This is a genomic window from Lihuaxuella thermophila (genome assembly GCF_900110165.1).
Classification (GTDB): domain Bacteria; phylum Bacillota; class Bacilli; order Thermoactinomycetales; family Thermoactinomycetaceae; genus Lihuaxuella; species Lihuaxuella thermophila.
Map to the genome: position 1 here is coordinate 60,575 of NZ_FOCQ01000015.1, position 25,997 is coordinate 86,571.

General features: G+C 50.6%; 36 protein-coding genes. 35 read left to right on the forward strand and 1 reads right to left on the reverse strand.

From position 1 onward, the window contains the following. Nucleotides 1-24 precede the first annotated feature (24 nt). The 11 genes from rpoC (at nt 25) to cyoD (ending at nt 13,262) form a co-directional block, all read left to right on the forward strand. Nucleotides 25-3,648 carry a DNA-directed RNA polymerase subunit beta' gene (rpoC, locus tag BMW55_RS15475; RefSeq protein ID WP_089971433.1) on the forward strand — a complete coding sequence of 1,208 codons (3,624 nt, stop codon included), beginning with the start codon at nt 25-27 and terminating at the stop codon, nt 3,646-3,648. A 90-nt stretch (nt 3,649-3,738) separates the two neighbouring features. Further along, entirely contained in the window at nt 3,739-3,987 is a 249-nt protein-coding gene (locus BMW55_RS15480) for a 50S ribosomal protein L7ae-like protein (protein ID WP_089971436.1), read from the forward strand. 157 nt (nt 3,988-4,144) lie between these two features. Continuing rightward, nucleotides 4,145-4,558 carry a 30S ribosomal protein S12 gene (gene rpsL / locus BMW55_RS15485; protein WP_089971439.1) on the forward strand — a complete coding sequence of 138 codons (414 nt, stop codon included), beginning with the start codon at nt 4,145-4,147 and terminating at the stop codon, nt 4,556-4,558. Nucleotides 4,559-4,605: 47 nt separating this feature from the next. Continuing rightward, entirely contained in the window at nt 4,606-5,076 is a 471-nt protein-coding gene (gene rpsG / locus BMW55_RS15490; RefSeq protein ID WP_089971442.1) for a 30S ribosomal protein S7, read from the forward strand. A gap of 40 nt (nt 5,077-5,116) precedes the next feature. Then, a complete protein-coding gene (gene fusA / locus BMW55_RS15495; RefSeq protein ID WP_089971446.1) occupies nt 5,117-7,192 on the forward strand; it encodes an elongation factor G in 2,076 nt (691 codons plus the stop codon). A gap of 109 nt (nt 7,193-7,301) precedes the next feature. Beyond that, entirely contained in the window at nt 7,302-8,489 is a 1,188-nt protein-coding gene (gene tuf / locus BMW55_RS15500) for an elongation factor Tu (RefSeq protein ID WP_089971449.1), read from the forward strand. A 402-nt stretch (nt 8,490-8,891) separates the two neighbouring features. Continuing rightward, entirely contained in the window at nt 8,892-9,146 is a 255-nt protein-coding gene (locus BMW55_RS15505; protein ID WP_089971452.1) for a hypothetical protein, read from the forward strand. Between the two features lie 286 nt (nt 9,147-9,432). Then, complete coding sequence (locus tag BMW55_RS15510; protein ID WP_089971455.1) at nt 9,433-10,359, forward strand: ubiquinol oxidase subunit II; 927 nt, start codon at nt 9,433-9,435, stop codon at nt 10,357-10,359. Nucleotides 10,360-10,382: 23 nt separating this feature from the next. Further along, nucleotides 10,383-12,353 carry a cytochrome aa3 quinol oxidase subunit I gene (qoxB, locus tag BMW55_RS15515; RefSeq protein ID WP_089971459.1) on the forward strand — a complete coding sequence of 657 codons (1,971 nt, stop codon included), beginning with the start codon at nt 10,383-10,385 and terminating at the stop codon, nt 12,351-12,353. Then, nucleotides 12,353-12,958 carry a cytochrome o ubiquinol oxidase subunit III gene (gene cyoC / locus BMW55_RS15520; RefSeq protein ID WP_089971462.1) on the forward strand — a complete coding sequence of 202 codons (606 nt, stop codon included), beginning with the start codon at nt 12,353-12,355 and terminating at the stop codon, nt 12,956-12,958. The genes qoxB and cyoC overlap by 1 nt, the downstream gene beginning before the upstream one ends. Nucleotide 12,959: 1 nt before the next feature. Then, complete coding sequence (gene cyoD, locus BMW55_RS15525; RefSeq protein WP_089971465.1) at nt 12,960-13,262, forward strand: cytochrome o ubiquinol oxidase subunit IV; 303 nt, start codon at nt 12,960-12,962, stop codon at nt 13,260-13,262. A 129-nt stretch (nt 13,263-13,391) separates the two neighbouring features. Here the strand turns inward: cyoD and BMW55_RS19850 are convergent, their stop codons facing one another. After that, nucleotides 13,392-13,523, reverse strand: coding sequence for a hypothetical protein (locus BMW55_RS19850; RefSeq protein WP_280139795.1), 132 nt, complete (start codon nt 13,521-13,523; stop codon nt 13,392-13,394). 410 nt (nt 13,524-13,933) lie between these two features. Between BMW55_RS19850 and rpsJ the strand changes: the two genes are divergently transcribed. From rpsJ to map, 24 genes are all read left to right on the forward strand, one after another. Continuing rightward, nucleotides 13,934-14,242: a 30S ribosomal protein S10 gene (rpsJ, locus tag BMW55_RS15530; RefSeq protein WP_089971469.1), complete on the forward strand. Its 309-nt coding sequence runs from the start codon at nt 13,934-13,936 to the stop codon at nt 14,240-14,242. Between the two features lie 34 nt (nt 14,243-14,276). Further along, nucleotides 14,277-14,903: a 50S ribosomal protein L3 gene (gene rplC / locus BMW55_RS15535; RefSeq protein WP_089971472.1), complete on the forward strand. Its 627-nt coding sequence runs from the start codon at nt 14,277-14,279 to the stop codon at nt 14,901-14,903. Nucleotides 14,904-14,932: 29 nt separating this feature from the next. Next, nucleotides 14,933-15,559, forward strand: a complete 627-nt coding sequence (gene rplD, locus BMW55_RS15540; RefSeq protein WP_089971474.1) for a 50S ribosomal protein L4 — start codon at nt 14,933-14,935, stop codon at nt 15,557-15,559. Further along, nucleotides 15,556-15,843 carry a 50S ribosomal protein L23 gene (gene rplW, locus BMW55_RS15545; RefSeq protein ID WP_089971477.1) on the forward strand — a complete coding sequence of 96 codons (288 nt, stop codon included), beginning with the start codon at nt 15,556-15,558 and terminating at the stop codon, nt 15,841-15,843. Before rplD ends, rplW begins: the two co-directional genes overlap by 4 nt. A gap of 32 nt (nt 15,844-15,875) precedes the next feature. Beyond that, a complete protein-coding gene (gene rplB / locus BMW55_RS15550) occupies nt 15,876-16,706 on the forward strand; it encodes a 50S ribosomal protein L2 (protein WP_089971480.1) in 831 nt (276 codons plus the stop codon). 42 nt (nt 16,707-16,748) lie between these two features. Continuing rightward, a complete protein-coding gene (gene rpsS, locus BMW55_RS15555) occupies nt 16,749-17,030 on the forward strand; it encodes a 30S ribosomal protein S19 (RefSeq protein WP_089971483.1) in 282 nt (93 codons plus the stop codon). Nucleotides 17,031-17,061: 31 nt separating this feature from the next. Further along, nucleotides 17,062-17,394 carry a 50S ribosomal protein L22 gene (rplV, locus tag BMW55_RS15560; RefSeq protein ID WP_089971488.1) on the forward strand — a complete coding sequence of 111 codons (333 nt, stop codon included), beginning with the start codon at nt 17,062-17,064 and terminating at the stop codon, nt 17,392-17,394. Nucleotides 17,395-17,419: 25 nt separating this feature from the next. Beyond that, nucleotides 17,420-18,079 carry a 30S ribosomal protein S3 gene (gene rpsC / locus BMW55_RS15565; protein ID WP_089971491.1) on the forward strand — a complete coding sequence of 220 codons (660 nt, stop codon included), beginning with the start codon at nt 17,420-17,422 and terminating at the stop codon, nt 18,077-18,079. 3 nt (nt 18,080-18,082) lie between these two features. Then, nucleotides 18,083-18,505 carry a 50S ribosomal protein L16 gene (rplP, locus tag BMW55_RS15570; RefSeq protein ID WP_089971494.1) on the forward strand — a complete coding sequence of 141 codons (423 nt, stop codon included), beginning with the start codon at nt 18,083-18,085 and terminating at the stop codon, nt 18,503-18,505. Continuing rightward, nucleotides 18,502-18,714, forward strand: coding sequence for a 50S ribosomal protein L29 (rpmC, locus tag BMW55_RS15575; protein ID WP_089971497.1), 213 nt, complete (start codon nt 18,502-18,504; stop codon nt 18,712-18,714). Before rplP ends, rpmC begins: the two co-directional genes overlap by 4 nt. Next, nucleotides 18,711-18,977, forward strand: coding sequence for a 30S ribosomal protein S17 (gene rpsQ, locus BMW55_RS15580; protein ID WP_089971499.1), 267 nt, complete (start codon nt 18,711-18,713; stop codon nt 18,975-18,977). The genes rpmC and rpsQ overlap by 4 nt, the downstream gene beginning before the upstream one ends. 40 nt (nt 18,978-19,017) lie before the next feature. Then, nucleotides 19,018-19,386: a 50S ribosomal protein L14 gene (rplN, locus tag BMW55_RS15585; protein ID WP_089971502.1), complete on the forward strand. Its 369-nt coding sequence runs from the start codon at nt 19,018-19,020 to the stop codon at nt 19,384-19,386. A gap of 70 nt (nt 19,387-19,456) precedes the next feature. Beyond that, nucleotides 19,457-19,810 carry a 50S ribosomal protein L24 gene (gene rplX, locus BMW55_RS15590; protein ID WP_089971625.1) on the forward strand — a complete coding sequence of 118 codons (354 nt, stop codon included), beginning with the start codon at nt 19,457-19,459 and terminating at the stop codon, nt 19,808-19,810. A gap of 25 nt (nt 19,811-19,835) precedes the next feature. Continuing rightward, on the forward strand, nt 19,836-20,381 hold the full coding sequence (gene rplE / locus BMW55_RS15595; RefSeq protein WP_089971505.1) for a 50S ribosomal protein L5: 546 nt from the start codon (nt 19,836-19,838) through the stop codon (nt 20,379-20,381). 35 nt (nt 20,382-20,416) lie between these two features. Continuing rightward, nucleotides 20,417-20,602 carry a type Z 30S ribosomal protein S14 gene (locus BMW55_RS15600; protein WP_089971508.1) on the forward strand — a complete coding sequence of 62 codons (186 nt, stop codon included), beginning with the start codon at nt 20,417-20,419 and terminating at the stop codon, nt 20,600-20,602. A 25-nt stretch (nt 20,603-20,627) separates the two neighbouring features. Next, complete coding sequence (rpsH, locus tag BMW55_RS15605; RefSeq protein WP_089971512.1) at nt 20,628-21,026, forward strand: 30S ribosomal protein S8; 399 nt, start codon at nt 20,628-20,630, stop codon at nt 21,024-21,026. Between the two features lie 26 nt (nt 21,027-21,052). Then, nucleotides 21,053-21,589: a 50S ribosomal protein L6 gene (gene rplF / locus BMW55_RS15610; protein ID WP_089971515.1), complete on the forward strand. Its 537-nt coding sequence runs from the start codon at nt 21,053-21,055 to the stop codon at nt 21,587-21,589. A gap of 36 nt (nt 21,590-21,625) precedes the next feature. Further along, a complete protein-coding gene (gene rplR / locus BMW55_RS15615; RefSeq protein WP_089971519.1) occupies nt 21,626-21,994 on the forward strand; it encodes a 50S ribosomal protein L18 in 369 nt (122 codons plus the stop codon). After that, the gene (gene rpsE, locus BMW55_RS15620; RefSeq protein WP_089971522.1) at nt 21,991-22,509 is read left to right on the forward strand and encodes a 30S ribosomal protein S5; all 519 of its coding nucleotides are present in this window, start codon (nt 21,991-21,993) and stop codon (nt 22,507-22,509) included. The genes rplR and rpsE overlap by 4 nt, the downstream gene beginning before the upstream one ends. Nucleotides 22,510-22,522: 13 nt before the next feature. Then, nucleotides 22,523-22,711 carry a 50S ribosomal protein L30 gene (rpmD, locus tag BMW55_RS15625; RefSeq protein WP_089971525.1) on the forward strand — a complete coding sequence of 63 codons (189 nt, stop codon included), beginning with the start codon at nt 22,523-22,525 and terminating at the stop codon, nt 22,709-22,711. Between the two features lie 33 nt (nt 22,712-22,744). Next, complete coding sequence (rplO, locus tag BMW55_RS15630; RefSeq protein ID WP_089971529.1) at nt 22,745-23,185, forward strand: 50S ribosomal protein L15; 441 nt, start codon at nt 22,745-22,747, stop codon at nt 23,183-23,185. Further along, nucleotides 23,185-24,495 carry a preprotein translocase subunit SecY gene (secY, locus tag BMW55_RS15635; RefSeq protein WP_089971533.1) on the forward strand — a complete coding sequence of 437 codons (1,311 nt, stop codon included), beginning with the start codon at nt 23,185-23,187 and terminating at the stop codon, nt 24,493-24,495. The genes rplO and secY overlap by 1 nt, the downstream gene beginning before the upstream one ends. A 97-nt stretch (nt 24,496-24,592) precedes the next feature. Further along, complete coding sequence (locus BMW55_RS15640; RefSeq protein ID WP_089971536.1) at nt 24,593-25,246, forward strand: adenylate kinase; 654 nt, start codon at nt 24,593-24,595, stop codon at nt 25,244-25,246. Then, on the forward strand, nt 25,243-25,989 hold the full coding sequence (gene map, locus BMW55_RS15645; protein ID WP_089971539.1) for a type I methionyl aminopeptidase: 747 nt from the start codon (nt 25,243-25,245) through the stop codon (nt 25,987-25,989). Before BMW55_RS15640 ends, map begins: the two co-directional genes overlap by 4 nt. The last annotated feature ends 8 nt before the right edge of the window (nt 25,990-25,997 follow it).

Sequence of the window (25,997 nt, forward strand, 5' to 3'; positions counted from 1 at the left end):
GAATCCTGAGGGAGGAATGCCCCAATGCTCGATGTGAATAACTTTGAATATATGAAAATCGGCCTCGCCTCTCCTGAGAAAATCCGTTCCTGGTCTCGCGGGGAGGTAAAAAAGCCCGAAACGATCAACTACAGAACGCTCAAACCCGAAAAAGAAGGTCTCTTTTGTGAAAAAATCTTCGGTCCCACCAAGGACTGGGAGTGTCACTGCGGTAAGTATAAACGGGTTCGCTATAAGGGAGTCGTCTGTGACCGCTGCGGGGTGGAAGTGACCCGCGCCAAGGTGCGCCGTGAACGGATGGGGCATATCGAACTGGCCGCCCCCGTTTCCCACATTTGGTATTTCAAAGGAATTCCCAGCCGCATGGGTCTTGTTCTGGATATGTCTCCGCGCTCCCTGGAGGAAGTGATTTATTTCGCTTCCTATGTGGTTGTTGATCCGGGCCCGACTCCGCTCGAGAAAAAACAACTTCTTTCGGAGAAGGAATACCGCAGCTATCGCGAAAAATACGGCAATGCGTTCACTGCCATGATGGGGGCAGAGGCGATTAAACGGCTGCTGTCTGAAATTGACCTGGATAAAGAGGTTGAACTCTTGAAAGAAGAGTTGCAAACCGCCCAGGGACAGCGGCGCAACCGGGCCGTAAAACGGCTGGAAGTACTGGAAGCATTCCGCTCTTCCGGCAACCGCCCGGAATGGATGGTTTTGGATGTTCTGCCGGTCATTCCTCCGGAACTCCGTCCGATGGTGCAGCTGGACGGGGGACGTTTTGCCACTTCCGACTTGAATGACCTGTACCGGCGCGTGATCAACCGGAACAACCGTCTCAAGCGATTGCTCGATCTCGGCGCCCCGGATATCATCGTGCAAAATGAGAAGCGGATGCTGCAGGAAGCGGTGGATGCCTTGATTGACAACGGCCGCCGCGGTCGTCCGGTGACTGGTCCCGGCAACCGCCCGCTGAAATCCCTGTCCCACATGCTGAAGGGAAAACAGGGCCGGTTCCGCCAGAACCTGCTCGGAAAACGGGTAGACTACTCCGGACGTTCGGTGATTGTCGTCGGGCCCAACCTGAAAATGTACCAATGCGGCCTGCCGAAAGAAATGGCCTTGGAGCTGTTTAAGCCGTTTGTGATGAAAGAATTGGTGGCTAAAGGGCTGGCCCACAATATCAAAAGCGCGAAACGGAAAGTAGAGCGCGTACATCCGGAAGTTTGGGACGTCCTTGAAGAAGTGATCAAAGAACATCCGGTGCTCTTAAACCGTGCGCCCACCCTTCACCGTCTCGGAATTCAAGCGTTTGAACCGGTCCTGGTAGAAGGCCGTGCGATCCGTTTGCACCCGCTGGTATGTACGGCCTACAACGCCGACTTTGACGGTGACCAAATGGCCGTTCACGTCCCGCTCTCCGCAGAAGCGCAGGCGGAAGCCCGCCTGTTGATGCTGGCCGCGCAAAACATTCTCAACCCAAAAGACGGAAAACCTGTGGTCACGCCTTCTCAGGATATGGTCTTGGGCTGTTACTATCTGACCATCGAAAAGGACGGGGACAAAGGGGAAGGGAATATCTACTATTCCATCTCTGAAGCGATCAACGCCTATCATCACGGGTATATCACTTTGCACAGCCGGATCGCGATCCCTGCGAAAAACGTCAGGAAGACGACCTTTACGGATAAACAGCGGAATGCGCTCCTCATCACCACGGTGGGCAAGCTCATTTTCAATGAGATCTTCCCGGAAGAATTCCCCTACATCAACGAACCGGGCAAGAAAAACTTTGCCGGCACGCCGGATAAATACTTTATTTTCGACAAAGGGACCAACATTCGCGAATTTGTCAAGGGGATGTCAGATCCCGGAGCGATTAAGAAGAAAGACCTGGGGGCCATTATCGCCGAGTGTTTCCGCCGCTTTGGAACCACCACGACTGCGGAGATCCTCGACAAAGTAAAAGCGCTGGGTTATTCGTATTCGACCAAAGCCGGTATTACCATGTCGGTATCCGATGTCACCGTGCCGGAGCAAAAATCGGAAATTCTGGCCGAAGCCGAACAAAAAGTCGAAACGGTGATGAAGCAATACCGCCGCGGTCTCATTACGGATGACGAGCGATATGAACGGATCATTTCCATCTGGAGCCAGGCCAAAGACCAGATTACGGAAGTCCTCATGAAAAATTTGGGTAAATACAACCCGATTTACATGATGGCGCACTCCGGAGCGCGGGGGAACGTTTCCCAGATTACGCAGCTGGCCGGAATGCGGGGTCTGATGGCCAACCCGGCCGGTAAAATCATTGAGCAACCGATTCGCACCAACTTCCGTGAAGGGCTGACCGTGTTGGAATACTTCATTTCCACCCACGGGGCGCGCAAAGGTCTGGCGGATACAGCTCTCCGAACGGCCGACTCCGGTTACCTGACCCGCCGTCTGGTCGACGTGGCCCAAGACGTTATCGTGCGCGAAGAAGATTGCGGTACGGATAAAGGGTTGGAAGTGACGCACATCTCGGACGGAAACGAAATCATTGAAGGACTGTACGACCGCATTGTCGGACGTACCGCTTTTAAAACGATTCGCCATCCCGAAACGGGAGAAGTGATCGTTTCCCGCAACCAACTGATCGATGAGGAAATTGCCTCCAAGATCATAGAAGCGGGCATTGATCGGGTCGTGATCCGTTCCGTGCTGTCGTGCCGGACCAAACACGGTGTCTGCAAAAAGTGTTACGGCCGCAACCTGGCCTTGGGTACCCCTGTGGAAATCGGTGAAGCGGTTGGTATTATCGCGGCACAATCCATCGGTGAACCCGGTACCCAGCTGACGATGCGTACCTTCCATACCGGTGGGGTAGCGGGAGATGATATTACCCAAGGTTTGCCGCGGATTCAGGAGCTGTTTGAGGCCCGGAACCCGAAAGGGCAAGCGGTGATCAGTGAGATTTCGGGTGAGGTCGTCGATATTCGCGAAGTCAAAGACCGCCGTGAAATCGAGATCAAAGGAGAAGTGGAAACGAAAGTCCATTTCGCTCCTTATGGTTCCCGTCTTCGCGTTGCCGTTGGGGAACAGGTCAAAGCCGGGGACGAATTGACGGAGGGTTCGATCGACCCAAAAGAACTGTTGCGCGTCAAGGGCGTTCATGGCGTACAGCAGTACATCCTGCAAGAAGTACAAAAGGTGTACCGCTTGCAAGGGGTGGAAATCAATGACAAGCACATCGAAGTGATGATCCGGCAGATGATGCGCAAAGTCCGCATCACCGATGCGGGAACAACCGATCTGCTGCCGGGTTCCGTCGTGGATATCCACGATTATGAAGAAGCGAACAAGAAAGAACTTCTCACCGGGGGCGAACCGGCAGTGGCCCGTCCTGTACTCCTGGGAATCACCAAAGCTTCCTTGGAAACGGAATCTTTCTTGTCGGCGGCGTCCTTCCAGGAGACGACCCGTGTCTTGACCGATGCGGCGATCAAAGGAAAAGTGGACCGACTGCTCGGACTCAAGGAAAATGTGATTATCGGTAAACTGGTTCCTGCCGGTACCGGCATGGCCCGCTACCGGACTCTTAAAATCGCTCAGGCGAACGAAACCGACGGTAACAACAAAGATGCTTCCGCCAAGCAAAAGGTGTTGATCGACTCTTAATCGGCTAAGGTTTTCTTGTTGACTTTAGCAGATGCAGGTGTTAAGATATTTTCGTGTGCTTGGGAACCATTCACTTTGGAGGGCGATTCAATGTCTTATGAAAAAGTGAAACAAGCAAAGTCGTTGACGATCGGCACCAAGCAAACCAAGAAGGCGATCGAGCAAGGTAGAGCCGAAGAGGTATTTGTGGCCGATGATGCGGACCCGCAAATCACCCGCTCTATCATCTCGATGTGCAAAGAACGGGGAATTGCTGTTGTACATGTGGACTCCATGAGAGATTTGGGGAAAGCATGCGGGATTGAAGTGGGTGCAGCTACAGCAGCCATTCTGAAGTAAACGGATGGAGCGACTGAAAAAGATGAGATCGCGTGCCTGTGGAATGGGCGCGCGATCCTGATTCAATAAAGGTCGTTCGCCTTTTTTTGACCATGGATGAAACACCTGGATCTGTGGTCTTGATTCTGAAGACCAACGAAAAAGGAGGTGCCAGCATATGCCAACAATTAACCAGCTCGTACGCAAAGGTCGTAAAGCGAAAGTGAGAAAATCGAAGTCTCCTGCATTGCAATACACGTACAACAGCTTCAAAAAAGAAACGGTACCCCAAAGCGCTCCGCAAAAACGCGGTGTGTGCACCCGTGTGGGAACCATGACCCCGAAAAAACCGAACTCTGCGCTGCGTAAATATGCCCGTGTTCGTTTGACCAACGGCACCGAGGTGACTGCATACATTCCGGGGATCGGTCACAACCTGCAAGAGCACTCCGTCGTTCTCATTCGCGGAGGCCGTGTGAAGGACCTGCCTGGTGTTCGTTATCACATCGTCCGCGGTGCACTCGATACCGCCGGTGTAAACAACCGTATGCAAGGCCGTTCCAAGTACGGTACCAAACGTCCTAAAAAATAAGGTTCATCTTAAGCACCAGAAATTGAAGTGGAAAAGGAGGGAAAAGCATGCCGCGTAAAGGCCCAGTACCTCGCAGGGACGCACTTCCTGATCCGATTTACAACAGCAAGTTGGTAACTCGTCTGATCAACCGTCTCATGTATGACGGTAAAAAAGGAAAGGCCCAGCGAATTCTTTACGATGCTTTTGATATCATTCGGGAGCGTACCGGCAAAGACCCGATGGAAGTATTTGAGCAGGCGCTCAAAAACGTGATGCCGGTACTCGAAGTTAAAGCCCGCCGTGTAGGTGGTGCCAACTACCAAGTTCCGGTTGAGGTGAAACCCGAGCGGCGCACCAGCCTAGGGTTGCGCTGGTTGGTCAGCTACGCTCGCCTCCGCAACGAAAAAACCATGCAGGAGCGTTTGGCTAACGAAATTATGGATGCAGCCAACAACACCGGTTCGGCTGTGAAGAAAAAAGAAGATACGCATCGTATGGCCGAAGCCAACCGTGCATTTGCACATTACCGCTGGTAATGCCCAGACATTCTTGTGAATATGAAGGGAGAAATTTCCGATGGCACGTGAATTCTCCTTGAAAGATACACGGAATATCGGGATCATGGCTCATATCGATGCAGGAAAAACAACGACTACTGAGCGTATTCTCTTCTATACCGGTCGCGTTCACAAAATTGGTGAGGTGCACGAAGGCGCTGCAACCATGGACTGGATGGAACAGGAGCAAGAGCGCGGAATCACCATTACTTCCGCTGCTACCACTGCTCAGTGGAAGGGTCACCGGATCAATATCATTGATACTCCGGGACACGTTGATTTTACTGTCGAAGTAGAGCGGTCCCTCCGTGTACTGGATGGAGCCGTTGGGGTATTCTGCGCAAAAGGCGGCGTAGAACCTCAATCGGAAACTGTTTGGAGACAAGCAGACCGTTATGGTGTACCGCGTATCGCGTATGTAAACAAAATGGATATCATCGGTGCCGACTTCTACGGCGCTGTTGAGCAAATGCGCGAGCGTCTTCAAGCGAACGCAGTCCCGATCCAATTGCCGATCGGCGCAGAAGATACCTTCGAAGGTATCATTGACCTGGTTAAAATGCAGGCGATTGTGTACACCGATGATCTCGGTACTCAGTCCGAAGCGCGCGAAATTCCGGATGAGTACAAGGAAAAAGCGGAAGAGTACCGCAACCAGCTCATCGAAGCAGTTGCGGACTTGGACGAAGAGCTGATGATGAAATACCTCGAAGGTGAAGAAATCACTGAAGAGGAAATCAAGGCGGCTCTGCGCAAAGGTACCTGTGAAGTGAAAATCACTCCGGTACTTTGCGGTTCTTCCTACAAAAACAAAGGGGTACAGCCGCTCCTCGATGCGGTTGTCGATTATCTGCCCTCTCCGCTGGATGTTCCCGCGATTCAGGGGCAGCTGCCCGACGGCACTGAAGCGGTTCGCCATTCCAGCGATGATGAGCCGTTCGCCGCTCTGGCGTTCAAAATTATGTCCGACCCGTATGTCGGTAAACTGACATTCTTCCGCGTCTACTCCGGTACGTTGAATTCAGGCTCCTATGTGCTGAACTCCACCAAAGGGAAGCGCGAGCGGATTGGCCGCATTCTCCAAATGCACGCCAACCACCGTGAAGAGATCAGCACCGTTTATGCAGGTGACATCGCTGCAGCCGTTGGCCTCAAGGATACCACAACCGGGGAAACTCTCTGTGATGAGAAAAACCCGATCATCCTTGAGTCCATGGAATTCCCGGATCCGGTGCTCCAGATCGCGATTGAACCAAAATCCAAGAGCGATCAGGATAAAATGGGTGTGGCGCTTGCCAAATTGGCGGAAGAAGATCCCACCTTCAAAACATTTACCGATGAAGAAACCGGGCAAACCATCATCTCCGGTATGGGTGAGCTCCACCTGGACATCATCGTGGACCGTCTCAGACGTGAATTTAAAGTAGAAGCCAATGTGGGCGCTCCGCAGGTGGCTTACAAAGAAACTTTCCGCAGCCCCGCCAAAGTGGAAGGAAAGTTTATCCGCCAGTCCGGTGGACGCGGGCAATACGGTCACGTTTGGGTCGAATTCGAGCCGCTTGAAGAAGGTGCCGGCTTCGAATTTGTCAACAAGATTGTCGGTGGCGTGGTGCCGAAGGAATACATCCCGGCCGTACAAGCAGGGATCGAAGAAGCCATGCAGAATGGTGTCCTGGCCGGTTATCCGCTGGTCGACATCCGGGCAACGCTCGTCGATGGTTCTTACCACGATGTAGACTCCTCGGAAATGGCATTCAAGATCGCCGGTTCCATGGCGCTGAAAGCTGCGGGAGCCAAGTGTAACCCCGTCCTTCTCGAGCCTGTGATGAAAGTGGAAGTCGTTGTTCCCGAAGAGTTTATGGGGGACGTTATGGGCGACATCAACGCTCGTCGCGGTCGCGTAGAAGGAATGGAATCCCGCGGTGGTGCACAGATCGTTCGCGGAATGGTTCCGCTTGCGGAATTGTTTGGTTACGTGAACAATTTGCGTTCCCGTACCCAAGGCCGCGGTACGTTCACCATGGTGTTTGACCACTATGAGGAAGTGCCGAAGAACATCGCTGATGAAATCATCAAGAAATCTTCCGGCGCATAATTGATGTTCCATTAGAAGAAACTGGAGAAGCGGTTCTGCCGCTTCCCGGGTTTCCTATACATCCACAAAAATCAATACTTATTCCTTAATAAAGGGAGGATTATGAGTCATGGCTAAAGCCAAGTTTGAACGTACAAAACCTCACGTTAACATTGGTACCATCGGTCACGTTGACCACGGTAAAACCACTTTGACCGCTGCGATCACCACCGTTCTCGCTCAAAAAGGCGGTGCACAAGCAACTGCTTACGACCAAATCGATAAAGCTCCGGAAGAAAGAGAACGTGGTATCACCATCTCCACCGCTCACGTTGAGTATGAGACCGAAAATCGTCACTATGCTCACGTTGACTGCCCGGGACACGCTGACTACGTGAAAAACATGATCACCGGTGCTGCTCAGATGGACGGGGCTATTCTCGTAGTATCCGCTGCTGACGGTCCGATGCCGCAAACCCGTGAGCACATCTTGCTCTCCCGTCAGGTAGGGGTACCGTACATCGTCGTATTCTTGAACAAAGTTGACATGGTTGACGATGAAGAGCTTCTCGAACTCGTTGAAATGGAAGTTCGTGAACTCCTCTCCGAGTACGAGTTCCCGGGAGATGACATTCCTGTAGTCAAAGGTTCCGCTCTCAAAGCTCTCGAAGATCCGACTGGTGAGTGGGCTGAGCGCATCCATGAACTGATGGCTGCTGTTGACGAGTACGTTCCGACCCCGGAACGCGAAACCGACAAACCTCTCCTCATGCCTGTTGAGGACGTATTTACCATCACCGGTCGCGGTACCGTTGCTACCGGCCGTGTAGAGCGCGGAATTGTTAAAGTGGGTGACGAAGTAGAAATCGTTGGTCTCGCTGAAACCCGCAAAACCGTTGTAACCGGTGTGGAAATGTTCCGCAAGCTGCTCGATCAAGCTCAAGCTGGTGACAACATCGGTGCCCTCTTGCGTGGTGTTGAGCGTAAAGACGTACAACGCGGTCAAGTTATCGCTAAACCTGGCAGCGTGAAGCCGCACACCAAGTTCAAAGCTCAAGTATACGTTCTCTCCAAAGAAGAAGGTGGACGTCATACCCCGTTCTTCTCCGGTTACCGTCCGCAATTCTACTTCCGTACCACTGACGTAACCGGCGTTATCAAATTGCCGGAAGGCGTTGAAATGTGCATGCCTGGCGACAACGTAGAAATGGAAGTAGAACTCATCGCTCCGATCGCGATCGAAGACGGTACTCGTTTCGCGATCCGTGAAGGCGGACGTACCGTAGGTGCCGGCGCTGTAACTTCGATCATCGAGTAATTTCCCATCCATCAGGCTGTTAACCCGTTTTGGGCTGACAGCCTTTTTTTGTTTTTTGATCAGTCGGTGGAAGGCTGGCGTATTCTTTGGAAAGCTGAAGAAAGACGACGAGAACCCGGAGACGGGGCGATCGGCGTCCCGTAACCGCTGTATTCTTTATGAAATGGAACGGACGGAACCACTGGCTGAACTCATAATATCGTAATCACAACTCATTTAATCAACCACTTTCATTTTGCACCAATGGACCGCTGAGTCTGGATCATAAATGTAAAACGGAATAAATGAGCCCATTCATTTTTAACGATTTTTCGATCGTATTTCGAACATTTTATGAACAAAATGCGATCCTTGTGGTATGATGAACATATAGATGTTCTATCTAACCAAGGGGTTGGGATCATGAGCAATCATGTCTATCCATTTAAAAAAAGAAATTCGGTTCAAAATAGCGGAATGAAAGCTGGCGAAATGTTACGAATTCTGGCCTGGGTGGTCATTGTCGCGGGTTTTGTGCTGTTGGCCCCGAATGTAAGCGACTTCAGCGGGGAGAATCTTGGATTGATGGTGGCAATAGGGTTTTTAATAGCTGGAATGAATATTTTTGTCCTTGCTACCATTTTTCAATTGCTTCATACAACACAGAATCATGAATAAACGATAGTCTGTTTGAAAGCAATTACATAACTAAAAATTTTAATAAATCATGAAGGGCAGTTCCATCTGGTGATGGAACTGCCCTCTTTTGTTTGTTCGAACATCTTGTGAAGAATGCGTGGAACCTTTGTAACAAATCTGGAACAGCTTTTTGACATTGGATCAAAGTAGTCAGCTGAAAAAATTTTATCTGTTATGATGGAACAAATGGATAAGATGTTTCATTCCAATGATGACACGACGAATCCTGATAGATATATAGATTGCTGGAGAGGAGATCATTCCAATGCGAAAACCAAGGCTGCTCCGTTGTATTCAGCTGATCATCATGGCAGCGTTCGCGATAATTGTCCTTGCCGGATGCGAAAATCAATTTCTTGTGCTGGAGCCAAGAGGCCCGGTGGCTGAAACCCAGTATCAGCTGATTGTGGTGTCTGCCATTCTCTGTGCGATTGTCGTCATTCCTGTGATCATACTTACCGTCTTTGTTGTCTATCGTTACAGGGACCGGCCCGGCAACAAAGCACCCTATAAACCGGAGTGGGCGCACAATACGCTGTTGGAGGTTGTTTGGTGGGGGATTCCGGTTGTGATCATTGCGCTGCTCGGCTTTTATACAGTGAAAGCGACTTTTGCGCTGCCCAAACCGCCCGCCCCGACGGCTATCAAAGTTCAAGTGACTTCGCTCGATTGGAAGTGGCTGTTCATCTACCCTGAGCAAAAGATTGCCACTGTCAATTACGCCCCGATTCCGGCCGGGGTTCCTGTTCAATTTGAGGTGACGTCCGATGCTCCGATGAACTCCTTCTGGGTTCCGCAACTTGGCGGACAAGTGTACACCATGCCCGGAATGGCCATGCGATTGTGGCTGCAAGCGGATCAGCCCGGCGAGTATTTTGGCCAGGGAGCAAACTTTACGGGTAAAGGATTTGCTCACATGCAATTTAAAGTGGTTGCCAAGTCGCAAGCTGAATTTGATAAGTGGGCGAACCAAATCAAGAAGACAGCCCCGGAGTTGACAATGGACGGTTACCGGAATCTGGCCAAACCTGGTCTTGCTGATGTGATGTCCTTTTCGTCTTATCCCGAAGGCCTCTTTGAATACATCGTAAATAAAAACGGCGGTCCGAACCATAAGCACCATTCGAACAATCACGGAACCGGACATGAGACAGAGAAGCATGACATGTCCGGCATGCATAAGCACCATTAAAGGGAAAGAGAGGAGGAAGGCCAATGTGGGAGAAAATAAAAGATTTTGCATCTACCTTCTTCGTGACGGGTGATCCGTTGATCTACGGGGCGGATGTTGCGATTGTACTCACTACGTTTGCCATCATCTTTGTGCTCACTTATTACAAAAAATGGGGCTGGTTATGGAGGGAATGGCTCACAACCGTTGATCACAAGAAAATTGGGATCATGTATTTGATCGCGTCGCTGCTGATGCTGTTCCGGGGCGGTGTAGATGCCCTGCTGATGCGGTTGCAGCTGGCTTTGCCGGAGATGCACTTTTTGCACTCCGAACACTACAATGCCATTTTTACGACGCACGGCACGATCATGATCCTTTTCATGGCGATGCCGATGATGTTCGCTTTGTTTAACATCGTCGTCCCGCTGCAGATCGGAGCGCGGGACGTTGCGTATCCTTTCCTCAATGCGTTAAGCTTTTGGCTGTTTTTCTTTGGGGCATTGCTCTTCAACATCTCTTTTGTCATCGGTGGTTCCCCGGATTCAGGTTGGCTGGCTTATCCGCCGCTGTCCGAACTCTCCCACAGTCCGGGAGTCGGACAAAATTTCTATATTTGGGGGATTCAGATCTCCGGAATCGGTAGTTTGGCTACCGGAATCAACTTTCTGGTCACCATCTTAAAAATGCGTGCTCCGGGCATGAAATTGATGGACATGCCCATGTTTACCTGGTCAGTTCTGGCCACCTGCATCCTGATTATCTTTGCGTTCCCGATCCTGACGGTAACGCTGGGTCTCTTATTCGTCGACCGTTTCTTTGGCGGGCATTTCTTCACCATGGACGGCGGCGGGAATCCGATGATGTACGTGAACTTGATCTGGATGTGGGGACATCCCGAGGTGTATATTGTCATCCTGCCGGCTTTCGGTATTTTCTCCGAGATCGTGAGCACGTTCTCGAGAAAGAAGATCTTTGGCTATAAATCGATGGTATTTGCCATGATGATTATCAGTGTGCTGGCTTTCTTCACCTGGGTACACCACTTCTTCACCATGGGCGCGGGAGCGGATGTCAACGCCTTCTTTGCCGTCACGACCATGGCCATCGCCATCCCGACAGGTGTGAAGGTCTTTAACTGGCTGTTTACGATGTTCCGCGGACGGATTCAATTGAAGCAGCCCATGCTTTGGACCCTGGCGTTTATTCCTTGCTTTGCCGTCGGCGGGGCAACTGGGGTTATGCTGGCTGTCGCTCCTGCAGACTATCAGTATCACAACAGCTATTTCCTGATTGCCCATTTCCATCAGGTATTGATTGGCGGCGTTGTGTTCGGATATTTGGCCGGCATTTACTATTGGTGGCCGAAGATGTTCGGCTTTAAGCTGGATGAACGTCTCGGCAAATGGGGCTTCTGGTTGTGGAATATCGGTTTCTATGTGTGTTTTATGCCGCAATATGCGTTAGGTTTCATGGGAATGACCCGGAGAGTTTATACCTATGGATGGGATCTGGGTTGGGCGCCGCTCAACTTTACGTCTACGGTAGGGGCCTTCCTCATGGGGGCCGGGTTCGTTTTCCAAATCTGGCAAATCGCTTACAGCATTAAACACGGCGAGCGTGACCGGACAGGTGACCCCTGGAACGGACGGACGCTGGAGTGGTCGATTCCCTCTCCGGCTCCCCATTACAACTTTGCCGTCATCCCGCAAGTAAAAGGGCCAGATGCCTGGTGGGAAATGAAGAAAGAGATGCAACAAGACGGCACCAAAAAGAAACCTGTGCAGCTCAAACCCATTCATATGCCGAAAAACTCCGGTATTCCGTTCATTATGTCCGTCTTCTGGTTTATTGCCGGATTTGGCTTTACGTTCTCGTGGGTGTGGATGGCTGTGTTCGGTCTGATCGGAGTAGGGATTTGTTTACTCGCTCGTTCTTTCCAATACGACACGGATTATTATATTCCGGTTAAAGAGATCGAGCGTACCGAAAAAGCACTAGGGAGGGCTGTATAATGGAACATGCCGCATCCCATCATAAACATCACCATGATGACCATCACGATCAAGAGTCTCTCAAGACTCTTGGCTTTTGGATCTTCCTTGTCACTGACTGTATTTTGTTCGGCACCTTGTTTGCCACGTATGTCGTCCTGCGCACGAACACGGCGGGCGGCCCTGTAGGCAAAGAAATATTTGATGTTGCGGGATTTGTCGCGGAAACGTTCATTTTGTTGACGAGCAGCTTTACCAGCGGACTGGCCGTTTTAGCCATGCACAAAGGGAAGATCAAAGAACTGATCACTTGGCTGATCGTAACGGCCCTGTTAGGTTTAGCCTTTATCGGTCTGGAAATCAATGAGTTTTATCATATGGTGATGGAAGGAGCCACCATCTCCACGAGCGCCTTCCTGTCCGCGTTCTTTACCCTGGTCGGCACGCACGGTCTTCACGTTTCTTTCGGATTGATTTGGATGATCGCGATTATGATTCAATTAGGACGTCACGGGATCAACCCCGTGACCAGCCGGAAAGTGTACAACATCTGTTTGTACTGGCATTTTCTTGACGTCGTGTGGATTTTCCTCTTTACCGTCGTGTATCTGATGGGGGTGATGTAGGATGAATCAAGAGAGCCACGGGTCGGTTAAATCGTATACCATCGGGTTTATCTTATCGATCATCCTGACCGTTATTCCATTGGTCCTGGTATTAAATAAGATGATGAGTCCGACAGCGCTTGTGGTGACCATCATTGCCATGGCAGTTTTGCAATTCTTGGTTCAACTGTTCTTTTTCATGCACATCAAAGAGGGAGAAAAGCCGAGATACAATGTAATGGCTTTGATCCTTGGCGTGGTGATCGTGGTTACGATCGTGGCCGGTTCAGTCTGGATCATGTCGTTTAATTCGCAAGTCCAGTAATTGATCAGTTACTCAGCTATCTTGTCCAGCGGATGAGATAGCTTTTTTTAGTTGTAAGTTTGAAATAAAGAGAATGGTGTCGCTTTCTGCTCAGGGTTATCCGAAAATGACGATTTGGATCTTGGTTCCCTAGTAATCTTCTACAAGTATTTCCCCGGAAATATCCAAGATGACAGTGTTCGACGGATTCTTCCATCTCTCTTGTCCGGTCATATGGATGAGATCATTTGCGTGAACTCCAGACATGATTTTGCATTGCATGATATTTCTCCTAAACAGGGGTAAGGGCAGTTAAAAGATTTCTATTAGATATCAATATAAATAAGAGGTCATTTATGGATAGACTTACAAGTGGATCGGCCATTCCAAGAGCCAGCGGTTGGGCAAAGAGTTTCGCTTGTTTTGTGCTCCGGTTGAGCCGTTTAATAGCGGTGTGCTGAGGGTTGAACGCGTTGCAGGCAGCTGAGATCAAGCACTAAAGTGTTCTATTACCCCAAAACGGATGGAAAATAACTTGCATCTGTTTCTGTTTTTCTATATAATCTTGAATGTTGTCATGAACAGCGATGAAGTGGAAGGTTGCCGACACACCCGGCCCCTTTGCCATGGGCGGGCGGGAAATTTCCATGGAGAAGTTCAATTTTCAAATTGAGCGAGAAGGAGGGTTACCAATGGCAAAACAAAAGATTCGCATTCGTCTCAAGGCTTACGATCACCGCATACTGGATCAATCGGCGGAAAAAATCGTCGATACGGCAAAGCGGACCGGGGCCAATGTTTCCGGACCGATTCCACTGCCGACCGATAAAACGGTTTATACGATTCTGCGTGCGGTTCACAAATATAAAGATTCTCGTGAGCAATTCGAGATGCGCACTCATAAACGTCTGATCGACATCGTGAATCCGACTCAGCAAACCGTGGATGCGTTGATGAGATTGGATTTGCCTTCCGGCGTGGATATTGAAATCAAATTGTAATTTTTCTACTTTCAAACGGCAGGAGGTGTAGAAAGTGAAAGGTATTCTCGGCAAAAAAATTGGGATGACCCAAATCTTCAATGAAGATGGCGTGGTAGTGCCCGTCACCGTTGTGGCAGCAGGTCCCTGCGTTGTACTGCAAAAGAAAGATGAAGCAAATGACGGATATGCAGCCATCCAGCTCGGTTTCGAAGAGAAAAAAGAACATCGTGCCAACAAACCGGAACTCGGCCATGCAAAAAAAGCAAATGCCAAGCCGCAGAAATTCATCAAAGAAATCCGCGGAGTAAACCTGGACGAGTATGAGCTGGGCGGAGTCGTCAAAGCGGATATTTTCGCTGAAGGCGAATTGGTTGATGTGACCGGTACCTCCAAAGGAAAAGGTTTCGCAGGTGCAATCAAGCGCCACAACCAAGCGCGCGGGCCGATGTCTCACGGTTCCCGTTACCATCGCGGACCGGGTTCTCTGGGTGCGATTGCTCCGAACCGTGTATTTAAAGGGCAAACCCTCCCGGGTCGCATGGGTGGAGAGCGTGTCACCACGCAAAATCTGCAAATTGTTCGAGTAGACGCAGAAAACAATCTGCTTCTCATCAAAGGTTCCGTACCCGGACCGAAAAACAGCTATCTTGTGATCAAATCCGCTGTGAAAGGTCAATAATCGCTTTGAAGGGAAAGGAGGATTCATCCATGCCAAAGGTAGCAGTGTTAGATATGAGCGGTAAACAGGTAGGGGATATCGAATTGTCCGATGCTGTATTCGGTATCACTCCGAATGAAGCCGTTTTGCATGAAGCGGTCGTCATGCAGCAAGCTTCCTTGCGCCGCGGCACTCATGCAACGAAAAACCGCGCAGCTGTACGCGGGGGCGGCAGAAAGCCGTGGAGACAAAAAGGTACGGGGCGTGCACGTCACGGCAGCATCCGTTCGCCTATTTGGGTCGGCGGTGGCGTCGTATTCGGGCCTCAGCCTCGCAGCTATGCTTACAAATTGCCGAAGAAAGTTCGCCGTCTCGCGATTAAATCGGCTCTGTCCTCCAAAGTGAGAGACAATGAGATGATCGTGCTGGATGAGCTGAAACTGGAACAAGCCAAAACGCGTGAAATGGTGAATGTGCTGAAAAATCTGGGAGCGGACAAGAAGGCGCTTGTTGTCAGCGACAACCTGGATGAAAATGCAGTGCTCTCCACACGCAATATCCCCGGTGTGAAGCTGATCTCCGCTGATGGCTTGAATGTGTTGGATGTGCTTTACCATGACAAGCTGATTCTCACTCGTGGAGCTGTGAATCGCGTTGAGGAGGTGCTAGGCCAGTGAAAGACCCGCGCGATATTATCCGTCGTCCGGTGATTACCGAGAAATCCACGGAGTTGATGGAAGACCGCAAATACGTCTTTGAAGTAGACGTGCGCGCCAACAAAGTGGAAGTGAAAAAAGCCATTGAAGAAATCTTTGGCGTGAAAGTGGAAAAAGTGAACACCATGCGTGTTCCCGGAAAGCAAAAGCGTTATGGTCGTTACACCGGCCGCACGCCCGAGAGAAAGAAAGCGATCGTCAAGCTGGCTGAAGACAGCAAGCCGATCGAACTCTTTGAAGTCTAATTCAAATACCGCGAAAAAGGAGGGAAACAGAAGTGGGCATTAAAAATTTTAAACCGACGACCCCATCCCGTCGTCATATGACCGTATCCACATTTGAAGAGATCACCACCGATAAACCGGAAAAATCCCTGACCGTGCCGCTGGTGAAAAAAGCCGGTCGCAACAACCAGGGCAGACTGACTGTGCGCCATCAAGGTGGCGGTCACAAGCGGAAATACCGGATCATCGACTTCAAGCGCAACAAAGACGGCATTCCCGGCAAAGTTGCCACCATCGAATACGATCCGAACCGCTCCGCAAACATCGCTTTGATTCACTATGTTGACGGTGAAAAACGCTACATTCTCGCTCCGCATGGTCTCACTGTCGGAACTGAGATCATCTCCGGTCCGGATGCAGACATCCGTGTGGGAAATGCGCTTCCGCTTCGGAATATCCCGGTAGGTACCGTTATTCATAACATCGAGCTGAAACCGGGTCGCGGAGGACAGTTGGTTCGTGCTGCCGGTGCTTCGGCGCAACTTCTGGGTAAAGAGGGCAATTATGCGATCATCCGTCTCACCTCTGGTGAAACCCGCATGATCCACCTCGACTGCCGTGCAACCATCGGTCAAGTAGGCAACCTGGATCACGAGCTGGTCACCATCGGTAAAGCCGGTCGTTCCCGCTGGTTAGGCAAACGCCCGACCGTTCGCGGATCGGTCATGAACCCGGTTGATCACCCGCACGGTGGTGGTGAAGGCCGTGCGCCGATCGGACGCAAGTCTCCGGTCACACCTTGGGGCAAACCTACGCTTGGTTACAAAACCCGCAAGAAAAACAAAGCATCCGACAAATATATCATTCGTCGTCGCAAGAAGTAACGATGAGTATGAAAAACCTTCATCCGAAGGGAGGTTGAGTATATGGGCCGCAGCCTGAAAAAAGGACCATTTGCTGATGCTCACCTGTTGAAAAAAGTGGAAGAGCTGAATGAGAAAAACGAAAAGCGCGTAATCAAAACCTGGTCGCGTCGCTCCACCATCTTCCCGGAATTCGTCGGACATACTTTTGCCGTACATGACGGACGGAAGCACGTCCCTGTTTATGTGACGGAAGACATGGTCGGCCATAAACTGGGCGAATTTGTCCCGACCCGCACTTTCAAAGGTCATGCCGGCGATGACAAGAAGACGAAAAAACGGTAGAGGATAGGTTATCCAGAGGGGAGGTCAGACTATGCAAGCAAAAGCTGTTGCACGCAACGTGCGTATCGCTCCACGCAAAGCGCGTCTGGTTATCGATCTGATTCGCGGCAAATCTGTGGAAGAGGCTTTCGCCATCCTTCGCTTCACTCCTCGCGCCGCCTCACCGATCATTGAGAAAGTTCTTTCTTCAGCCGTAGCGAACGCTGAACACAACCACAACTTGGATACCAGCCGCTTGGTTGTCGAAAAGGCTTATGTTGATGAGGGGCCGACGATGAAACGCTACATGCCCCGCGCGATGGGACGTGCGAGCAGAATCAATAAACGTACCAGCCACATTACGGTTGTCGTATCGGAAAAGTAGTTTATGAATAAGGAGGGATAAAGCTTTGGGTCAAAAGGTTAATCCAGTCGGACTGCGTGTTGGTATCATTCGTGATTGGGATTCCAAATGGTATGCCGGAAAAGATTATGCAGACCTGTTGCATGAAGACATCAAGATCCGTGAATTTATCAAGGATCGTCTGAAAGATGCAGCCGTTTCGAGAGTCGAAATCGAGCGTGCAGCGAACCGTGTGAATATCACCATTCACACTGCGAAGCCCGGCATGGTCATCGGTAAAGGCGGTGCTGAAGTGGAGGCACTTCGCGCTCAACTCGCCAAACTGACCAATAAAAAAGTCCACATCAACATCCATGAAATCAAAAACCCCGAGCTTGATGCATATCTTGTAGCTGAAAACATCGCTCAACAATTGGAGCGCCGGATCTCGTTCCGCCGGGCCATGAAACAGGCGATTCAACGTTCTCTGCGTGCAGGTGCGAAAGGTGTTCGCACGATGGTCAGCGGTCGTCTGGGCGGTGCAGATATCGCTCGCAGTGAAGGTTACAGCGAAGGAACTGTACCTCTGCACACGTTGCGCGCTGATATCGACTATGGATTTGCGGAAGCTCACACCACTTACGGACGGATCGGTGTGAAAGTATGGATTTACCGTGGTGAGGTTCTTCCTGCCAAAAATAAGGGAGAAGCGGAAGGAGGCGAGTAAGCCATGCTAATGCCTAAACGTGTCAAATTCCGCCGTCCCCATCGTCCGAGCCTGAAAGGGCGTGCGAAAGGCGGTACGGAAGTAGCATTTGGTGAATACGGCTTGCAAGCCCTCGAACCGGCTTGGGTCACCAACCGGCAAATCGAGGCGGCGCGTATTGCCATGACCCGCTATATCAAACGGGGCGGAAAAGTCTGGATCAAAATTTTCCCGGACACACCCATCACCCAAAAACCGCTTGAAGTACGGATGGGTAGCGGTAAAGGTTCTCCTGAAAAATGGGTGGCTGTAGTGAAACCGGGCAAGATCATGTTTGAACTGGCAGGTGTACCGGAAGAAACAGCTCGCGAAGCCATGCGCCTTGCAGCCAACAAACTTCCGATTAAATGCAAATTTGTAAAACGTGAAGCGGGTGGTAACGAATGAAAGCGAAAGAGCTAGTGGAGTTGACCACCGCCGAGATCGAGCAAAAGCTCGCACAGTACAAAGAGGAACTGTTTAACCTCCGTTTCCAGTCTGCAACCGGGCAATTGGATAACCCTGCTCGCCTGCGTCAGGTTCGCAAGAACATCGCCCGTTGCAAAACCGTTCTTCGTGAGCGCGAACTGGGTATCGAAAGGAGGAAACAGGGATGAACGAGCGCACAACTCGCCGTAAAGTACGTGTCGGCAAAGTGGTCAGCGACAAAATGGATAAAACGATTGTCGTCACTGTGGAAACCTACAAAAAAGATCCCAAGTACGGAAAGCGCGTCAAGTACACCAAGAAATTTAAAGCCCATGATGAAGAAAACAGGGCCAAAGTTGGCGATATCGTAAAAATCATGGAAACTCGTCCGCTTTCAAAAGAAAAGCGTTGGCGTCTGGTGGATATCGTGGAAGAAGCGGTTATCATCTAATTCCATACGCGCGTGAATGACGCTGGAAGGAGGGAAACTGATGATTCAGCCTCAAACTCGTCTTCGTGTGGCAGACAACTCTGGCGCGAAAGAAGTTATGTGCATCCGTGTACTCGGTGGTTCCAAAAAGGCGACCGCAGGAATCGGGGACATTATTGTCGCTTCGGTCAAACAAGCAACACCCGGTGGCGTTGTCAAGAAAGGTGATGTAGTGAAATGCGTGGTGGTTCGTACCGTGCGTCCGACCCGCCGTGCGGACGGATCCTACATCCGCTTTGACGAAAACGCTGCTGTCGTGATTAAAGAAGATAAAAGCCCGCGCGGTACGCGTATTTTTGGCCCAGTTGCCCGTGAACTGCGTGAGCGTGACTTCATGAAAATCATCTCTTTGGCACCGGAAGTGCTGTAAGGATTCAAATGCGTAAAGATAATCTCCGAGAGATAAGGAGGTGCCGAGCATGTCCGGTAAACAAAACAAAGTGCACATCAAAAAGGGAGACATCGTGATCGTCATGCGCGGAAAAGAAGCTCCGTACTTTGAAAACGGCAAAAAAGTTTACACCAAAGGCCGTGTGATCAAAGTTTTCCCGAAGGAGAACCGCGCACTCGTTGAGGGTGTGAACATGGTGAAAAAACATTCCCGCCCGACCCAGGCCAACCCTCAGGGCGGAATCATTGAGAAAGAAGCTCCGATTCACATCTCCAACTTGATGATCGAAGACCCGAAAACGAAAGAGCCGACACGGATTGGCTACAAGTTCATCGAGGGGAAAAACGGCGAACAGAAGAAAGTCCGTTACGCGAAGAAATCCGGGGAAATCCTCGACAAGTAATTTGTGAAGAAGGGAGGTTCACCTGATGGCAGCTCGTTTGAAAGAACTCTACCTGAACGAAGTTACTCCAGCACTCATGAAAAAGTTCAACTACAAGTCACCGATGCAAGTGCCGAAAATCGAAAAAGTTGTAATCAACATGGGTGTCGGTGAAGCTGTACAAAATGCGAAAGCATTGGATGGCGCAGTTGAAGACCTGACTGCGATCTCCGGTCAAAAACCGGTGGTTACCCGTGCGAAGAAATCAATCGCCGGTTTCAAGCTCCGTGAAGGTATGCCGATCGGCGTAAAAGTGACCTTGCGCGGCGAACGGATGTATCATTTCCTCGACAAACTGATGAATGTCGCCCTGCCTCGGGTGCGCGACTTCCGCGGTGTTTCGCCGAAGTCGTTTGACGGCCGCGGGAACTACACTCTGGGACTCAAAGAACAACTCATCTTCCCGGAAATCTCTTATGACAAAATCGACAAAGTGCGCGGGATGGATGTAGTCATCGTAACCACCGCGGATACGGATGAAGAAGCACGCGAGCTTTTGACCCTTATGGGAATGCCTTTCCGCAAGCAATGAACGGATTTTCATTCACTTAAAAAGGAGGGAATCACTTGGCCAAGAAATCGATGATCGTGAAGGCGAAGCGCCCGCAGAAGTTCAAAGTGCGTGAATATACCCGCTGCGAGCGTTGCGGCCGCCCGCACTCGGTATATCGCAAATTCCGTCTCTGTCGTATTTGTTTCCGTGAATTGGCCTACAAAGGGCAGATTCCCGGCGTAAAAAAAGCAAGCTGGTAATGATGAATGGAAGGAGGGTTCTCGCATGGTGATGACAGACCCAATTGCTGATATGCTGACAAGAATCCGGAACGCCAACATGGTCCGCCATGAGAGCGTAGAGCTTCCTGCTTCGCGTGTGAAACGGGAAATTGCCGAGATTCTGAAGCGCGAGGGTTTTATCCGGGATGCGGAATACATCGAGGATAACAAACAAGGGATCTTGCGGATCTTCTTAAAATACGGACCGAACAATGAAAGAGTGATCACTGGTCTGAAACGGATCAGTAAACCAGGTTTGCGCGTGTATGTCAAGGCTAGTGAAGTTCCCCGTGTGTTGCGCGGATTGGGTATTGCCATTCTGTCTACCAACAAAGGGATCATGACAGATAAGGAAGCGCGCCAGCAGAAAGTGGGCGGAGAAGTACTCGCATACATCTGGTAAAACTCTCTTGGATGGAGGTGAATGGAATGTCTCGTATCGGCAGAAAACCGATTTCTGTACCTAACGGTGTAGAAGTAAAAATCGAAGGAAACAAAGTAACCGTGAAAGGGCCGAAAGGCACCTTAACCCGTGACTTCCATCCCGATATCGCCATCAAGCTGGAGAACAATGAAGTGCTTGTGGTACGTCCAAGCGATCACCGCACTCATCGTGCGCTTCACGGTACGACCCGCAGCTTGATCGCCAACATGATCGAAGGCGTATCCAATGGCTTCTCCAAAACGCTTGAGTTGGTCGGTGTCGGATACCGGGCCAGCAAAAAAGGCAACAACGTGGTGTTAAACGTCGGTTACTCCCATCCGGTTGAAGTGACTCCGGAAGAGGGAATCGAACTTGAAGTTCCAACTGCCACCCAGATCATCGTTCGTGGCATCGATAAACAAAAAGTCGGGGCAGTAGCGGCTAACATCCGCTCCATCCGCGAGCCTGAGCCGTACAAAGGCAAAGGGATTAAATACAGCGACGAACGGATCAGACGCAAGGAAGGTAAAACCGGTAAGTAAACGAATCGCTTAATATAGAAGGGAGTGAGCTGCACCGTGATTCAAAAAGAGGATCGAAACAAAAAGCGCAAAAAACGCCACTTGCGTGTTCGTAAAAAGCTTTTTGGCACGGCTGAGCGTCCCCGCCTCAATGTTTTCCGTTCTTCGAAAAACATCTATGCCCAGTTGATCGACGATATGACGGGCACCACTTTGGCATCTGCCTCCACCCTGGATGCTGAATTCAAAGCGAAAGGCATCAGCGGTTCTACTGTGGATGCTGCTCGTCAAGTAGGCGAAATGATCGCGAAGCGGGCAATGGAAAAAGGTTATAAAGCAGTTGTCTTTGACCGGGGCGGATATCTCTATCATGGTCGAGTGAAAGCATTAGCCGAAGGAGCACGGGAAGGAGGTCTGGACTTTTGAGCAGACAAGAAAAGCCACGCAAAAAAGATGCTGCGCAGCCTGAGTACATTGAGAAAGTGGTTAACATCAACCGCGTAGCAAAAACGGTAAAAGGCGGACGCCGCATGAGTTTCAGCGCCCTTGTCGTTGTCGGTGACGGCAAAGGGAAAGTTGGAGCGGGAATCGGCAAAGCTGCCGAAGTTCCGGAAGCGATCCGAAAAGGTATTGAAGCCGCGAAAAAGAATATGATTACTGTCCCGCTCATGGGAAGCACCATTCCTCATGAGATCATCGGACATTTCGGTGCGGGACGCGTTCTCCTGAAGCCGGCTTCCAAAGGTACGGGTGTTATTGCCGGCGGACCTGTTCGTGACGTGCTGAACGTTGCCGGTGTTGGTGATATCCTTACCAAGTCTACCGGCTCCAATAATCCGATCAACATGGTTCGTGCGACCCTGGACGGATTACAAAATCTGAAACGTCCTGAAGACGTTGCCAAACTGCGCGGAAAAAGCGTAGAAGAATTGTTAGGATAAGGAGGGGATGACCGTGGCAAAACAACTGGCGATTACTCTCAAACGGAGTATGATTGGCCGTCCGGAAACGCAACGTGTCACCCTGCGCACACTTGGTCTTCGCAAGCGGGAACAGACCGTTCTTCATCAAGATAATCCGGCCATTCGTGGTATGATCGAAAAAGTAAAACACCTGGTCGAAGTAAAAGAAGTGAATGAGTAATCTGTAGCACATGATGAAGAGGAGGTGCGAAGCATGAAACTTCATGAGTTAAAACCTGCTCCGGGCTCTCGCCATAAGAGAAAACGCCTGGGCCGCGGAATTTCCGCCGGTCAAGGGAAAACCGCCGGCCGAGGCCATAAAGGGCAAAAAGCACGTTCCGGCGGCGGCGTACGTCCTGGCTTTGAAGGGGGACAAAACCCGATCTACAGACGTTTGCCCAAACGCGGCTTTACCAACCCGAACCGCGTCGAGTACGCGATCGTCAATTTGGATGTACTGAACCGGTTTGAGGATGGAAGCGTAGTAACACCGGAACTTCTCGTCGAAACGGGAGTTGTGAAGAACCTCAAAGGCGGATTGAAAGTGTTGGGCGACGGTGAACTCAACAAAAAACTGACCGTAAAGGCCCATAAATTCTCTCAAAGCGCTGCTGAAAAAATCACCGCCGCTGGTGGAGCGACGGAGGTAATCTAATGATTCGGAACCTGGGCAACATTTTTAAGGTGGAAGATCTTCGTCGTCGCATCCTTTTTACTCTGTTGATGTTAGTGGTGTTTCGAATCGGAAGCTTTATTCCGGTTCCAAACACCAATGCGGATGTATTGAAGCAGATGATCAATCAATCCGAAGGAATGTTCGGGCTGATTAACGCGTTTTCCGGAAATGCGTTCGGCAATTTCTCGATCTTCGCCATGGGGATTATGCCGTATATCACTGCTTCAATTATCGTGCAGCTGTTGACGATGGATGTGATCCCCGCCTTTGCCCGCTGGGCGAAAGAGGGGGAATCCGGACGCCGGAAGTTGGCGCAGTTCACGCGTTACTTTACCATCGGACTTGCTATTATCCAGTCCATCGGTTTGTCGATCGGCTTTAACAATTATTTTGGTGCAGGCGCAGGGTTTGTTACAGATACCAGTTTCTGGGGTTATGCGCTCATCGCCATCACTCTTACAGCCGGAACGGCGTTCCTGATGTGGATTGGCGAGCAAATTACCGATAAGGGAATCGGAAACGGCATTTCGATCTTGATATTCGCAGGAATCGTCGCTGCCATCCCAACGAGTATCGCCCAGATGTATGAGAGCTTGTTTGCCAAAGCCGATCAACAGCTGTTCCTGAGCATCGTCAAAGCTGTCGGCATTCTGCTCGTCGTGCTGATCGTAATTGTTGGTGTCATTTACATCCAACAGGGCGTCAGAAAAATTCCGGTACAGTACACCAAACGTGTAGTGGGACGTAAGATGTACGGTGGGCAATCCACCCACATTCCGCTCAAAGTAAACGCGGCCGGCGTGATTCCGGTGATCTTTGCTCTGTCCCTGCTTTTGTTCCCGCCGACAATCGCCAATTTCTGGAGAGGGAATCCGGTGGCAGACTGGATCATTGACAACTTCACCTACACGAAGTTCGGCCTTGGAATGGCACTTTATGTCATCCTGATCATCGGGTTTACTTACTTCTACACGTTTGTGCAGATCAACCCCATTCAACTGGCTGACCAGATGAAGAAAAACGGCGGCTTTATCCCTGGGATTCGCCCAGGTAAAAACACATCCACCTATATGACCCGGGTGATGAATCGCCTCACGCTGACGGGTGCTCTGTTCCTGGCGGCTGTGTCCATTCTGCCTATCTTCTTCATCGCCATCGCTGATTTGCCTCAAAGCGTGCAGATCGGCGGCACATCTCTCTTGATCGTGGTTGGGGTCGCGCTTGAAACGATGAAAACGATCGAAAGTCAGTTGATTAAACGTCACTACAAAGGTTTTATGAACAGATAATTTTACTTGAAAACCCCGGAGTTTCGGATCCGGGGACTATGCATGAGCAGGTTTGTATCGAGCCGCTCGCAGGCAAATGAACCGGGAGGGATGGCGCTTGAATATCGTACTGATGGGATTGCCCGGAGCCGGTAAGGGGACTCAGGCGGCTCGGATTGTTGATGAGTTGAACATTCCGCATATCTCGACCGGAGATATGTTTCGGGCAGCAGTGAAAGAAGAGACACCGCTTGGTTTGGAAGCGAAATCTTACATGGATCAAGGACAATTGGTTCCTGACCGTGTGACGATCGGTATTGTTCGCGAACGCTTGGGCAAAGATGATTGTGCGAACGGTTTTTTGCTGGACGGTTTCCCGAGAACGGTCCCGCAGGCAGAAGCGTTGGACGAACTCACGAAAGACCTCGGAAGAGAACTTGACCATGTCATCTACATCGAGGTGGATGAAGACGAACTGTTAAAGCGTCTTACCGGTCGGCGCATTTGCCGTGATTGCGGCGCAACCTACCATGTACTGTTTGCACCGCCGAAGGTGGAGAGGGTTTGCGACCGCTGTGGCGGGGAGCTTTATCAGCGCGATGATGACCGCGTCGAAACGGTCGCAAACCGTTTGAAGGTCAATATGGAGCAAACGGAAAAGCTGCTCCAGTACTACCAAAAAACAGGAAAATTGCATCGCGTGGATGGGAAGCAGCCGATCGAACATGTGACAGACTCCATCTTGTCGCTGATTCGAGGGTCAGAAAAATGATCATTTTGAAGTCGGCCAAAGAATTGGAACGCATGAGGCAAGCGGGAAAAATCGTATATTTAACTCATCAGGAGTTAAAAAAGGTCATTGAGCCGGGGATTACGACCCTGGAGCTGGATCAGCTCGCCGAAAAAGTGATCCGAAGCTTTGGAGCCATCCCTTCCTTTAAAGGTTATAATGGTTTTCCGGGCAGCATTTGCACTTCCGTGAACAATGAATTGGTTCACGGAATTCCCGGGAAGCGCAAACTGATGGAAGGGGATATTATCTCCATCGACATCGGCGCTTGTTATGATGGGTACCATGGTGACTCGGCTTGGACTTACCCGGTTGGGAGGGTTTCCCCGGAAGCCGAAAAATTGCTCGAGGTAACCGAAGCTTCGCTGTACAAAGGGTTAGAGCAGGCGAAACCGGGAGCCAGGCTCGGGGATCTCTCACATGCGATTCAATCAGTTGCGGAGCAAGCGGGTTTTTCAATCGTCCGTGAATACGTAGGTCATGGCATTGGCCAAAACTTGCATGAAGCACCCAGCGTGCCCAATTACGGTTTGCCAGGTAAAGGTCCTCGCCTGAAGCCGGGAATGACTCTTGCTGTCGAACCTATGGTAAATGCGGGTAGCCGCTTTGTCCGGACACTTGAGGATAACTGGACGGTTGTCACAACGGATGGTTCGTTATGTGCTCATTTTGAGCACACCATCGCGATCACGGATGAAGGTCATGAGATTCTTACGACAGCGTAATACAGGTG